The 12,270-nt window shown below is 66.9% G+C and carries 10 protein-coding genes; 2 read left to right on the top strand and 8 right to left on the bottom strand.

The window, feature by feature from the left end; translation table 11 throughout:
• Nucleotides 1-21: 21 nt before the first annotated feature.
• The 6 genes from ACWDSI_RS12860 to ACWDSI_RS12835 all read right to left on the bottom strand — a co-directional run bounded on the left by ACWDSI_RS12860 (nucleotide 22) and on the right by ACWDSI_RS12835 (nucleotide 8,650).
• Nucleotides 22-1,611, bottom strand: coding sequence for a hypothetical protein (locus tag ACWDSI_RS12860; RefSeq protein WP_449756762.1), 1,590 nt, complete (start codon nucleotides 1,609-1,611; stop codon nucleotides 22-24).
• A 119-nt stretch (nucleotides 1,612-1,730) separates the two neighbouring features.
• Nucleotides 1,731-3,416, bottom strand: coding sequence for an allophanate hydrolase (atzF, locus tag ACWDSI_RS12855; protein ID WP_449756761.1), 1,686 nt, complete (start codon nucleotides 3,414-3,416; stop codon nucleotides 1,731-1,733).
• On the bottom strand, nucleotides 3,413-5,434 hold the full coding sequence (locus ACWDSI_RS12850; RefSeq protein ID WP_449756760.1) for a 5-oxoprolinase/urea amidolyase family protein: 2,022 nt from the start codon (nucleotides 5,432-5,434) through the stop codon (nucleotides 3,413-3,415). Before ACWDSI_RS12850 ends, atzF begins: the two co-directional genes overlap by 4 nt.
• 13 nt (nucleotides 5,435-5,447) lie before the next feature.
• The gene (locus tag ACWDSI_RS12845) at nucleotides 5,448-6,164 is read right to left on the bottom strand and encodes an urea amidolyase associated protein UAAP2 (protein WP_449756759.1); all 717 of its coding nucleotides are present in this window, start codon (nucleotides 6,162-6,164) and stop codon (nucleotides 5,448-5,450) included.
• Nucleotides 6,165-6,175: 11 nt separating this feature from the next.
• Nucleotides 6,176-7,048, bottom strand: a complete 873-nt coding sequence (locus ACWDSI_RS12840; protein ID WP_449756758.1) for an urea amidolyase associated protein UAAP1 — start codon at nucleotides 7,046-7,048, stop codon at nucleotides 6,176-6,178.
• A 54-nt stretch (nucleotides 7,049-7,102) separates the two neighbouring features.
• Complete coding sequence (locus tag ACWDSI_RS12835; protein ID WP_449756757.1) at nucleotides 7,103-8,650, bottom strand: amino acid permease; 1,548 nt, start codon at nucleotides 8,648-8,650, stop codon at nucleotides 7,103-7,105.
• A gap of 236 nt (nucleotides 8,651-8,886) precedes the next feature.
• Between ACWDSI_RS12835 and ACWDSI_RS12830 the strand changes: the two genes are divergently transcribed.
• Together ACWDSI_RS12830 and ACWDSI_RS12825 are read left to right on the top strand one after the other, a co-directional pair.
• Entirely contained in the window at nucleotides 8,887-9,540 is a 654-nt protein-coding gene (locus ACWDSI_RS12830) for a TetR/AcrR family transcriptional regulator (protein WP_449746675.1), read from the top strand.
• Nucleotides 9,541-9,619: 79 nt separating this feature from the next.
• Nucleotides 9,620-10,123 (top strand): MarR family transcriptional regulator, encoded by a 504-nt coding sequence (locus tag ACWDSI_RS12825; protein WP_449746676.1) that lies wholly within the window; start codon nucleotides 9,620-9,622, stop codon nucleotides 10,121-10,123.
• A 74-nt stretch (nucleotides 10,124-10,197) separates the two neighbouring features.
• Here ACWDSI_RS12825 and mmsB read toward each other — a convergent pair whose 3' ends face one another.
• Together mmsB and ACWDSI_RS12815 are read right to left on the bottom strand one after the other, a co-directional pair.
• On the bottom strand, nucleotides 10,198-11,067 hold the full coding sequence (gene mmsB, locus ACWDSI_RS12820) for a 3-hydroxyisobutyrate dehydrogenase (protein ID WP_449756756.1): 870 nt from the start codon (nucleotides 11,065-11,067) through the stop codon (nucleotides 10,198-10,200).
• Nucleotides 11,068-11,102: 35 nt separating this feature from the next.
• Entirely contained in the window at nucleotides 11,103-12,266 is a 1,164-nt protein-coding gene (locus ACWDSI_RS12815; protein WP_449756755.1) for an acyl-CoA dehydrogenase family protein, read from the bottom strand.
• Nucleotides 12,267-12,270 lie beyond the last annotated feature (4 nt).

Here is a 12,270-nt window from a genome sequence, read left to right as displayed (position 1 = left end):
CGGACGCCGCGGTCGGCGATGTCAGTCGGCGTTACCCGATCCCGTGTCGGCGGAACTCGTGTTCGTGCCGGTGTCGCTACCGGTCGAACCCTTGTCCGTCGGAGCCTTGTCGGTCGAATCCCCGCCGGATTCCGAACCGGTGACCGTCGGCGCCTGCGGCGCGCGGTGCTTTCCGAAGTATGACTCCGGGGAACGGTGCTTGCCCACATACCCGCCACCGCTGGACGAGTCCTCGGTGGTGTCGGACGGCCCGGTGCCGGGGGTCGGCTCCACAAGGCTTGTGACAGCGGGCTTCTCAGTGGTCGCCGGCTTCTCAGTGATCGTCGGCTTCTCTGTAACCGTCGGCTGATCGCTCGCGCCGGGTTGATCGGTGGTTTCCGCCATCAGCGTGCGGGCCGCGTCCGGCGCCGCGACCTGGGTGCCGGTCACGCTCGAGGTCTCGTACGGTCCGATCGACGGAATACCGAACGGGTAGTCGATCTGCGGAATCGACACCGATGGAACCAGTTCGGCGGTGTCGAGATCCCCGAGGTGGATCACCGGGATACCCACATGGTTGGCCTTGGTCTCCCCGTTCACCACGGTGTTCGGGTTCAGCGTCAGCGAGGACCCGAGCCAGTGGACCACCATCTCGCTCTGCGGGCCGTAGTCGCTGGTCACACTCACCACTACCGGCAGCCCGTAGGCGTCCTTCGCATCGCCTCCGAGGGAGAGTCGGATGAAGTCTTTGCTGAGGGTGGGGGTTTCACCATTGAGCAAGTCGGTGATCACCGTCGTGAATACGCCAGACGGGTCGCTGAGGACCGCGGTGGGATCGGTCAACGCGAACTGAACCTGCTTGATGGAGAGCGGCTCCTTGTTCTGGTCGAGTTCCTGATATCGGAAGTCGAAGGTGCCCAGCACGTTTGCGCAGGCGCCCACACCTTCCGCGTAGGCCGCGGTGAGTCCGCCGTAGCATCCGACGGCCTTGACGCCGGGGATCTTGACTCCCGGCAGCTGGTTGCCACCTAGGGTGAAACCGATGTCGTCAGTGTTCCACGCATTCGCCATTCCGACGATTGCGAACGCGAATGCCGTGCGTCCATCGCTCGCGCCGGCCGTCGCGAAGCTAGACGAGAGATACGAAACTGCGGTGGCCTGGCCACCCGTCGACGCCAGCCCGAATTGGAAGCCACTCCCGATCACCGTGGCGCTTCCCTCTGCGATCGGTGCTTCCGGAAGATGTAGGACTTGTTTCAGCGGGTCATACACCGACTTCGGGACAGTCTCGATTTGCACAGGAAGCACAATGGCAAGCCCCGTCCCGGTGGAGTCAGCGCAATTCGCGCCTCCGTGCGTCTCCCCGCTGCCACACAAGTCGAGACGGTACTGGCCAGACAATTGCTGTGTCGCATCGCTATTCGCGATGCCGCCTACCAGTTGCCCCAACAACGTGGCTGGGCTGATGCCGGTCAGCGCTTGCGCCTGGCCCTCCCCCATCGACTGCCCCAACCCCACCGCAGCCACGGCCGAGAGTGCCACCACGCCAGCGGCCGCGCGGCCCGCCCGTCGTTTCCTGCGTCGACTCTGCTTTTCGGCCCGACGGACTCCGCTGTGCGACGGCTGCGCCATGTGTTTCTCCCCTGTGCCTGCTGACTGAAGCCGCAACAGTTAACCATCGCAAACCCGACATCCGCCGCCGTTTCGGAGAATCTGTATATCCGCAGGTCAAATAGGTCGACCGACCCAGTTCACCACCGATCCCGATCCACCTGCTCACCGGCCTCCGCGGCGTCTGCGGCACATCCGAATCCGACGATCCAGCGGCCGTCGTCGAGTTCGATCTGGCCGAGAGACATCGGCGCAGGTAGGGCCGCCAGGAACTCGCCCAGCGCGGTCGGCGACAGCCGCCAGATCTCACCGCGAATCGATCGTCCCGCCACCGGGTCGCGAATCAGCCCGGGCTTGGCAGGTGTGGTGGCCAGCGCGACCAGACGGTACGACGGCGCCGTGATGATCTCGCCCGACCATCGCGCGCCCCGACCGCTCAGCTCGTGGGTGAGCGGACCGCCCCGCATGTGGGCGCCGAACACCGCGAGCTCCACCGACTCGGCGACGGACTCCGGCCACGCGGACCGCGACCGCGAGAACTCCGCCTCCCCCGCCGCCTCGTCCTGTCCGGCCAACCTGTCCGCAAGGTCGACAAGCACCGCATCCTCGTGCTGTCCAGCCAACAGCGTGACACCGAATTGCGCTGTGCTGCCATCATTCTCCACCACCTCACCGGCCGGGATCGCCAACGCGCACAGGTCGAACAGATTGCAGAAATTGGTGTAGGTCCCCATCATGCTGTTCACGCCGACCGGGTCGGCGGCAACCTCGGCGAGAGTCGGATGCGCCGGCGCGGTAGGCACCATCAGGGCATCCGCGTCACCGAGTTGCGCCATCGCCTCCTCCCGCAGATCGGCCAGTTTCCGATGCGCTCGCAACAGGTCGACGGCCCCGAACCTGTTCGCGCCCAGTATGATCGACCTCACCACCGGATCGATCCCGGAGACCGACGGGTCGGTGCCGGCGATGAAATCGCCGACGGCGTCGAATCGTTGCGCCACCAGCGCATCTTCGTACAACAGTTTGGCGGCGGCCAGGAACGCCGACAGGTCGATCGACTTGACCCTCATGCCCGCGGCCTCGGCCGCGCCCACCGCCTCGGCGAACGCCGCGCGCCACCGGTCGTCGAGTCCCGGCAGTTCGGCCGGCACCGCGATGGTGGGCTGCTCCGGCGCCGCAAGCAGCGCCGACGCACCGAAGGGGCGCGGACCGGCGGCGACGGCCATCACTCGCATAGCCGAATTCGCTTCCGCCACAGTCGATGCGAAGATGGTCACGGTGTCGTAGTCGGCGCACGCGGGCACCACGCCCGCGGTTGAGACGGCGCCCACGGTGGGCTTGATCCCGACAATGCCCTGCAGCCCCGCAGGCACCCGACCCGACCCGGCGGTGTCGGTGCCGATGGCGATGTCGGCGAAACCGAGCGCCACCGCGACCGCGGACCCCGAACTCGAGCCGCCCGATATCCGATCGGGACGACGTGAATCACGCACCGCACCATAGGGACTGCGAGTTCCGACCAGTCCGGTGGCGAACTGGTCGAGGTTTGTCTTCCCGATGATCACCGCACCCGCCGACCGCAACGCCGCCACACATGGCGCGTCCGCCTCGGGCACGTAGGCGTAGCCGGGACATGCCGCCGTGGTGGGCAGACCGGCGACGTCGATGTTGTCCTTGACCGCGACGACGACTCCGGCCAGCGCTCCGCCAGCGGCCACCGACGCGGCGTGCTCGACGGCGACGTCGCCCTGCGGCCGCAGGGTGATGAACACCTCCGGCCGGTCGGCGAGATCGATCCGGCGGTAGATCTCCGCGATCCGGCTCATGCCACTCTCCCCTCGTCGTCCCGACCGCCCGCCGGCCGCGCGAATTCGCCGCCTGCCGACCAACGCGCGCGTTCCTCGTCGCGGGCCATCTCCATCGTCGCGCGGGTGGCCGCGATGTCGTCGACGTTGTCGGCGAGGAACCGTTCGTGCTCGGCGAGCGAGAAGCTGCCGTCGGTGATGCGGACCGAATCACCGCGTCCGGCAGCCACATCGGCGCGCAGATCCAGCAACTCCTCGGCACTCACCGGATACCAGTGGATGCGGTCGAAGAAGCGCAGCAACCAGGGATGCTCGGGATCGAAGCCGGGTGCGGGCAGCGGGTGACGGTGATTCCACACCTGGGTGGTGCGCCCGACGAACTGGTAGCCGCCGGGGCCCTCCATTCCGTACACGCACAGGTAGGCACCCCCGATTCCCACCGCGTTCTCCGGTGTCCAGGTGCGCGCCGGGTTGTACTTCGTGGTCACCAGCCGGTGCCGCGGATCGAGTGGAACCGCCACCGGCGCACCGAGATACACATCACCCAAACCCAACACGAGGTAGTCGGCGTCGAACACGATCCGGTGGACGTCGTCGACCGAGTCGAGTCCGTTCATCCGCCGGATGAACTCGATGTTCCACGGGCACCACGGTGCATCCGACCGCACGCCGAGCATGTACCGTTCGATCGCCTCGCGGGTGGCCGGATCGTCCCACGACAGTGGCAGTTCCACCCGCCGGCTGGGCACCACCAACTCCGACACGGCCGGCAACTGGCTCTCACATTCGATCAGCCAGTCGAGCATCGACCGCTGCGACCACATGTCGGGATCCGCCTTGACCTGCAGCGAACGGATGCCGGGGGTCAGATCGATCAGACCGACGGGCCGCTGCGCCGAGATGTGTTCGGCCAGCGCGTGCACCCGCGCCCGCAACGCCAGGTCCAGGCGCATGTCCCCGTACTCGACGAGGATGTTGTCGTCGCCGCTGCGGCGGTAGGTGACCTCGGTGGAGCCGTCCGCGGTGGCGGTACGCCCCAGGATTCCGTTGTCGGGGTCGCCGCCGGTGGAGAGCACCTCGACAATTCCTGCGCGCCGCCCGGGACCGAACCCACGTGCCGATGCGACGTCGGAACCGCGCACCGCGACGAACCGCACGGTGTCGCCGGGCTTGAGCTGCCCCAGTTTCCAGCGTTCGGCCGACACCACGGTCACCGGGCACACGAAACCGCCGAGGCTCGGACCGTCGGGCCCCAGCAGGATCGGGATGTCGCCGGTGAAGTCCAAGGCACCCACCGAGTAGGCGTTGTCGTGGATGTTCGACGGGTGCAGTCCGGCCTCCCCGCCGTCGGTCCGCGCCCATCGGGGCTTGGGTCCGATGAGCCGGACACCGGTGCGGTCGGAATTGAAGTGCACCTCGTACGCGGTGGACATCAGGTCGTCGATGTCGTCGCCGGTGAAGAACTCCGGTGCGCTGTGCGGGCCCACCGTCACCCCGATGTGCCAGGTGTTGGTCATCGCCGGGTGTTCCTCGGTGAGCACCCGCACCGACGGCCCGCACGGCAGGTCAAGGGTGTCGAGGAGGTCGCCGTCGCTCAGCACACGTCCGTCCTTGCCACCGAAGCGGCCCATCGTGAAGGTCGCGCGAGAACCGAGATAACGCTCCCCGTCGAGTCCACCGGCGACGGCGATGTAGACGCGCATGCCGACGCCACCGACCGCACCCACATCGAGCACCTCACCTGGTTCGACCCGGAGCGGAACCCACTGTGCCACCGGCCTTCCGGCGATGGTCACCGGGGCCGTGGCACCGGTGACGGCCACCACGGCCGCGTCGGCGAACCGCAGCGACGGCCCGATCATGGTGGCCTCGAGTCCCGCCGCCGAATCCGGATTGCCCACAGCGGAATTGGCCAACCGGAAGGAGAGGTCGTCCATCGGACCCGACGGGGGCACCCCCACCTTCCAGTAGCCGAGCCGCCCGGGCCAGTCCTGCACGGTGGTGAGCGGTCCGGCGCGGAGCACACTGATCGGTGTCATCAGTCTGGTCTCCTCATCTGTCCGGTCGGGTGACGATCACGCGGACCGCCGTGGGATCGAACCCGTTACAGGGATTGTTGATCTGCGGGCAGTTCGAGATCAGTACCAGGGTATCGGCGTCGGCGCGCAACGCGAGTCGCTTCCCGGGCGCCGACAGTCCGTCGACGATTCCGAGCGAGCCGTCGGGATCGACCGGCACGTTCATGAAGAAGTTCACGTTGCCCACCATGTCGGCCTTGCCGAGGCCGTGGGGTGCGCCGCCGATGAGGAAGTTCTCGACGCACGCATGCTGATGTTTGGTGTGATGGCCGTAGCGCAGCGTGTTCGACTCCTGCGAACAGGCACCGCCCACGGTGTCGTGGTTGCCCACCTCGTCGGCGACGATGGTCATCATCGGCGTCGATTCCTGGTCGCGGATCACCGATCCCGTGGTGAGGAAGATGTTTCCCTGGGCGGCGATGGTGGCCTGCGCCGAGTAGCGGGTGGTGTGGTCGTGCGCTCCGAAGAACAGCGTGTCGACGGCCTGGTTTCCGTACAGGTCGACGATGGTGAGCACGTCACCGCGGGCGACCACGCCCGACCATGGTGCGCGGTCGCCGATCTCGGTGTCGAGAACGACGGCGCCGTTCACCAGGGCCAGTTCGGCGGCGGGCAGTTCGGAATAGGGACTTGTGGTGGTTGTCCGTGTGGTGGTTGTCCGTGTGGTGGTTGTCCGTGTGGTGGTTGTCATGGTGCTGGTCCTCAGAAATTCGCCGCGTGCCATACGTCTTCGGAATTGGCCACGGCGCGTTGGTATTCGGGCTCTGTTGAGTCGACGGTGTCGAGCAGGTCGGTGAGATCCGCGGGCGCCTTCCATGCGAGCAGTTCCAGCGGACCGGTGTCGAAGGTGGGTGACGGGTCGAGCGGATGGGCCGTGTTCACCACCGCGACCACGCACGGTAGGTGCAGGATGAGATCAACCGACTTGTCCAGCCCGGCAGACCCTTTGGAGGCCAGCGTGCCGTCGGCTTCCACCACCACACCGTGGAAGAACGACAGCGAGGGCGCCACATCGGTTGCGGTGAGACCATGTTTGGCGGCCGCGAGCAGGAACATCTCCCGGCCCGCCGGACTGGACGAATGGAGGTGCCCGTCGCCGTATTTCGCGGTGTTGCCGGCCAGCGTACTGGTGCCGCACAGGGCATCGTGATGGGCCGATTCGTCGGCAACGATGGTGGCCAGCACCCGGCCCTGATCGCTGAGCAGCGGATGCCCGGTCCCCAGGTACGCCTGCCAGGGCACCTTGACGGTGTCGGCGACGTTGAGTCGTTCCCACGGCGCGTCGGCGCGCCAGAGCAGCAGATGGGCGCAGGCAGAACCGGTGATGTCGCGCAACCGGATTCGGGTACCTCGGGCGAGCACCTTGCTGGTGTAGCGGCCACCCGGAACGGTTTCGGCCCAGGTGAGGTCGGCGGCGGCCACGCCGGCCGGCGGATCGGGCCACGCCGACGCGGGCACCACCGGCATCGAATCGGTGATGGTGCCCGCCTGCGACCGTGCGTGTGCACGGGCACCGGCGGTGGACCCGGTGGTGAGGGAGTCAGAAGCGATGGCGGGGTCAGAAGAGACGGTCATGTCGACCTCCTTTGATTGACGTGATCGAGCAGTGGCGGTCGGGAGGTTCGGGCGCTACGACGCAGGCCGAACCAGCGCATCCTCGGGTTCGGGCGCCCCCGGAAGTCCCTTGACCATGCGGTAGGCGACGTATCCCACGACGAGGGTGCCGATCACGAAGAGGATGGCGAAGTACTGCAGCACCCAGTTGCCACCGTCCGGGTCGTACACCTCGGCTCGCGGCCAGGCGATGTTGACCATCAGCGCCGCACCCATCACCACGGCGATCAGGTTCACCGGGATTCCCCACTTGCCGAGTCCGAAGATGGGCTTGCCGTGGCTGAGGTCGGTGCCGCGCAGGCGGTGGAGCAGTGCGGGCACGGTGACCATGAGGTACGCGAGGTAGACGATCACCACCGACACGCTGGTGATCGCAGCGAAGACACCGGCCTGCCCCAGGTTGACCAGCAGCACCAGGATGGCCAGTGCGGAGACCACGGCACCGGTGATCACGGGTGTGCCCGTCCGCGGATTCACCTTGGCCAGAAACGATCCGAACGGGAGCCGATTGTCGCGGGCCATCGAGAACATGACGCGCGACGCCGAGGCCTGGATCGCCAGGGTGGCGGAGAAGATGGCGACGGCGACGATGATCAGCAGCGCCTTGCCGAGCCATGTGTTCAGCTGCGAGGTGATCACCCACGAGATCCCCTGCGCGGAGAGTTCCGGGGCACCCAGCGACGGTGCCGCCATCAGCGCACCGATGATCATCAGGCCACCACCGACGAACGACACCAGCAACGCGTTGACGATCGCCTTCGGGGCGGTCCGTCGCGGGTCCCGCGTCTCCTCGGACAGCTCTGCGGCACTGTCGAATCCGTACATCACGTAGCACGCCATCAGCATCGAGGCCAGGAATGCGGGCAGATAACCGAAACCGTTCCCGTGCTCGCCGGTGTTGGCGATGGCCGCGGCCGGGGACCGCTGCGCCTTGACGAACATGGCGACCACCAGCGCGATCACGCCGATGATCTCGATGGTCACACCGGTGACGGTGATCTTGCCCATGAAGCTCACGCCGACCGCGCTGATGACGGTGCAGGCCACAATGGTGACCGTGCCGAGGATGATCGCGTTGGTGGCACCGGATACCGACGTGAGGCTGGTGTCGTCGCCGACGATCTGGAAGCCCGACCAGATCTCGGGCAGCACGCTCTGCATGGCGATCGCCAGGGCGGAGACGCTGACGATGTAGCCGACCAGCATGAACCAGCCGGCGAACCAGCCCACACCGTCACCGGCGAGGCGGCGCGACCACTGGTAGACCGCACCGGCCACCGGGAACTTGCCGGAGAGTTCGGCGAACACCAGGCACACGCAGAACTGGCATACGAAGACGATCGGCCAGGTCCAGAAGAACGCCGGTCCGCCGAGGCCGAAACCCAGTGCGAACAGGGCGAAGACGGTGGTCAGGATCGAGACGAAGGAGAATCCGGAGGCGAAGGCGGCATAACCGCCGATGCCGCGGTGCAGTTCCTGCTTGTAACCCAGCGCGGCCAGCGAGTCGGCGTCGGATTCCATGCCCGGTGACGATACGGGTGGTGTGGATGCGGTGGAGGTCATCGGTTCCGTCCTTTGAGGTGAATGCTGCGGTGAGTGCTCCCCGTCGAGCAGTTGTAACTGTCAGTTGATAGATAAACCCGCGGTATTTTCTATCACATGACAGTTTTGTTGCAAACAGGGAAACTCGTGCAACGGCCGTGTTACGCGGAGCCCTCGTTGCACTCTCCCGGTGGACTACACTCGGCGTCGCGAATCTGTCACTTGCACGGTGGCGGGCACATCGGAGAGAGCGCGCAATGTCAGCAGGTAGGTCGGCGAGCGGTGCAGCGGCCGGACCGGGACCGGGACGTCCCCGGCTCGTCGAGCAACGACGCCGCGGCGCCACCGGGCGCGAGGAGATCCTCGACGCGGCAGCCGAATTGTTCACCCGTCACGGCTACACCGGCACGTCGACGCGGATGATCGCCGAGGCGGTCGGTATCCGCCAGGCGTCGATGTATCACTACTTCAAGAACAAGGACGACATCCTCGCCGCGCTCCTCGACACCACCGTCGCCGCGTCGCTCGAACGCGCGCGCGAGTTGTCGGCCGACGATGGCCCCGCACTGGAGCGCTTGCTGGATCTGGCCCGGTTCGACGTCACCCAGCTCGCCGAGTCACGCTGGAATCTCGGGGCGCTGTATCTGCTGCCCGAGGTGGGCGACGACCGCTATCGCGAGTTCCGCGATGCCCGTCAGGAACTGGCCCACGCCTACGAGACGATGGCCACCGAGGTGCTCGGCGACCCCGCCGACACCCGCAGCCTCCTGCCCTTCCGCCTCGTCGAGTCGGTGATCATGCTGCGCGCCGACGAACAGCGCGGTGAACTCGGTACGCACACCGCCACCGGTCTCGTGGACACCATCACCGGCGCGATCCGAATGCTGCTGCAGCACAAGCCCAACGACTGATCGCGCAGCACCACTGCCATCTCGCGACGTCGCAGGCGTCACGCTCAGCGGTGCTGGTGCGGTCGGCTACGCTGAGCCCATGGCAGGCCGCAACATGAGCTTCGACCCCATCGCCGAGGCCAAGGTCAACTGGACCGACGCGGGCTGGGGCGCCGTGGCCGACGGCATGGTCGCGGTGACCTCGGTGATGCGCGCACACCAAATCCTCCTCGCCCGCGTCGAATCCGCGCTGCGGCCCTACGATCTCACCTTCTCGCGATTCGAACTGCTTCGACTGCTGGCCTTTTCACGCTCGGGTGCGCTGCCGATCACCAAGGCCAGCGACCGGCTGCAGGTGCACGTCACCAGCGTCACGCACGCCATCCGTCGCCTCGAGGAGGCCGCCCTCGTGCGCCGGCTCCCCCATCCCACCGACGGACGGACCACCCTGGTGGAGATCACCGAACTCGGCCGGTCGACCGTCGAGGACGCCACCACCACCCTCAACCGTGAGGTGTTCGCCGACGTCGGCATGAGTGAGGCCGAGATCACCGGACTCGTCGACGCCATCCACTCGTTGCGGCACGCCGCGGGCGACTTCTGAGGCACCGCCGACTCGGCGGATCCGTATGCGCTTTGCGTCGAATTCCGACGCACAACGCATCGTGATGCCGGACGTCAGCGCAGGTCGTCGATGATGGCGCTGAAATCGAGGTCGCCGTGGCGTCCGGCAAACGAGCTGTACAGCTGCGCCGCATGCGTGCCCAGCGGGGCCCGCGACCCGGTGTCGGCGATCGCGTCGAGCGCGAGCCCGAGATCCTTGTTCATCAAGGCTGCCGCGAATCCCGGCCGGAACCCGTTGTTGGCCGGGCTGGTCGGCACCGGACCGGGCACCGGGCAGTTGGTTTCGACGGCCCAGCAGTTGCCGGTGGCTCCGGTGATGACGTCGTAGAGCGCCTGATCGGAGAGGCCGAGTCGCTCGGCGAGCACGAACGCCTCGCCGACGGCGATCTGCTGCACGGCCAGCACCATGTTGTTGCACACCTTGGCGGCCTGTCCGGCCCCGCTGTCACCGCAGTGGATGATCTTGCCCGCCATGGGTTCCAGTGCCGAACGTGCGTGCAGGAAGGCTTCTTCGGTACCACCCACCATGAAGGCCAGCGTGCCCGCGGTGGCTCCCTTCACCCCGCCGGAGACAGGTGCATCGAGTTGCGCGAACCCGCGTTCGCTTGCGCGTGCGTTGATCTCGCGCGCATCGGCCACCGAGATCGTCGAACTGTCGATGAACAGCGCGCCCGTGGCCGACGCGGGCAGGACCTCGTCGTAGCAGCGTTTCACCACGTCCCCGTTGGGCAGCATGGTGACGATCACCTCGGCCACGGCCACCGCCTCCACAGCGCTCGGGAAGGTGTCCACTCCCGCGGCCTGCGCGGCCTTCACCGCCTCGGGTACCGGATCGAATCCGTGCACGGTGTGCCCGGCCTTGACCAGGTTGGCGGCCATCGGGCCACCCATGTTGCCGAGTCCGAGGAAAGCGATCGTCGTCATTGTCGAATCTCCACCTTGTCGATTGCTCGAGGAATTCAGTTGCCGTGCCGCGCGGCGATGGAACGTCCCACCACGACCCGCATGATCTCGTTGGTCCCTTCCAGGATGCGGTGTACGCGCAGATCCCGGACGATTTTCTCGATTCCGTACTCCGTGAGGTATCCGTAGCCGCCGTGCAATTGCAACGCCTGGTCGGCGACGGTGAAGCATGCGTCGGTCACGTAGCGTTTGGCCATCGCGCACTGCTCCACCTTGTCCGACGCCCCGGCATCGAGCGCTCCGGCCGCATGCCACAGCATCAGCCGTGAAGTCTGTAGCGCCGTCGCCATGTCGGCGAGCGTGAACCGGATGGTGGGTTCGTCGATGAGGTTGGACCCGAACGCCTTTCGTGACGCGACGTACTCGGCGGCCTTGTCGAAGGCCGCCTGCGCACCACCGAGCGACGACGCCGCGATGTTGAGCCGCCCACCGTTGAGGCCGTTCATCGCGATACCGAACCCGATACCCTCCGTGCCGCCGAGCAGGTTGGCCGCGGGCACCCGCACCTCGTCGAGGATCACCTGCGCGGTGGGCTGGGCATGCCAACCCATCTTGTGCTCCTGCGCACCGAAACTCAGCCCCGCAGAATCCTTTTCGACGAGGAAGGTGGAGATCCCCTTCGGTCCGGAGTCACCGGTGCGGGCCATGATCACATACAGATCCGACGAGCCGGCCCCGGAGATGAACTGCTTCACCCCGGTGAGGACGTAGTCGTCACCGACCCGCTCGGCCCGGGTCGCCAGCGCCGCCGCATCCGACCCGGCACCGGGCTCGGTGAGGCAGTAGCTGGCCACCGTGGTCATGTCAGCCAACCGCGGAACCCACTGTGCGCGTTGCTCGTCGGTGCCGTAGGCGTCGACCATCCAGGTGCACATGTTGTGGATGGAGAGGAACGCGGCTACCGCCGGATCCGCGTAGGCGAGCTGCTCGAAGATGCGCACCCCGTCCAGCCTGCGCAGGCCACTACCGCCGACATCCTCGGAACAGTAGATGGCCCCCATGCCGAGTTGCGCGGCCTCGCGCAACTCGGCGACCGGGAAGTGATTCTCGGCATCCCACGCAAGCGCGTGAGGGGCAAGACGTTTGGCGGCGAAATCGGATGCGGTCTCGACGATGACGCGTTCGTCGGAGTCGAGGCGGGTGTCGGCGAAGGTTGTCATACCC

Source organism: Gordonia sp. NPDC003429 (assembly GCF_053588575.1).
This window is presented reverse-complemented; position numbering and strand designations above follow the sequence as displayed.

What these genes read in the sequence shown, in the direction of transcription:
- ACWDSI_RS12860 (WP_449756762.1), bottom strand. Translation starts at nt 1,611, where the DNA reads ATGGCGCAGCCGTCGCACAGCGGAGTCCGTCGGGCCGAAAAGCAGAGT.
- atzF (WP_449756761.1), bottom strand. Translation starts at nt 3,416, where the DNA reads ATGAGCCGGATCGCGGAGATCTACCGCCGGATCGATCTCGCCGACCGG.
- ACWDSI_RS12850 (WP_449756760.1), bottom strand. Translation starts at nt 5,434, where the DNA reads ATGACACCGATCAGTGTGCTCCGCGCCGGACCGCTCACCACCGTGCAG.
- ACWDSI_RS12845 (WP_449756759.1), bottom strand. Translation starts at nt 6,164, where the DNA reads ATGACAACCACCACACGGACAACCACCACACGGACAACCACCACACGG.
- ACWDSI_RS12840 (WP_449756758.1), bottom strand. Translation starts at nt 7,048, where the DNA reads ATGACCGTCTCTTCTGACCCCGCCATCGCTTCTGACTCCCTCACCACC.
- ACWDSI_RS12835 (WP_449756757.1), bottom strand. Translation starts at nt 8,650, where the DNA reads ATGACCTCCACCGCATCCACACCACCCGTATCGTCACCGGGCATGGAA.
- ACWDSI_RS12830 (WP_449746675.1), top strand. Translation starts at nt 8,887, where the DNA reads ATGTCAGCAGGTAGGTCGGCGAGCGGTGCAGCGGCCGGACCGGGACCG.
- ACWDSI_RS12825 (WP_449746676.1), top strand. Translation starts at nt 9,620, where the DNA reads ATGGCAGGCCGCAACATGAGCTTCGACCCCATCGCCGAGGCCAAGGTC.
- mmsB (WP_449756756.1), bottom strand. Translation starts at nt 11,067, where the DNA reads ATGACGACGATCGCTTTCCTCGGACTCGGCAACATGGGTGGCCCGATG.
- ACWDSI_RS12815 (WP_449756755.1), bottom strand. Translation starts at nt 12,266, where the DNA reads ATGACAACCTTCGCCGACACCCGCCTCGACTCCGACGAACGCGTCATC.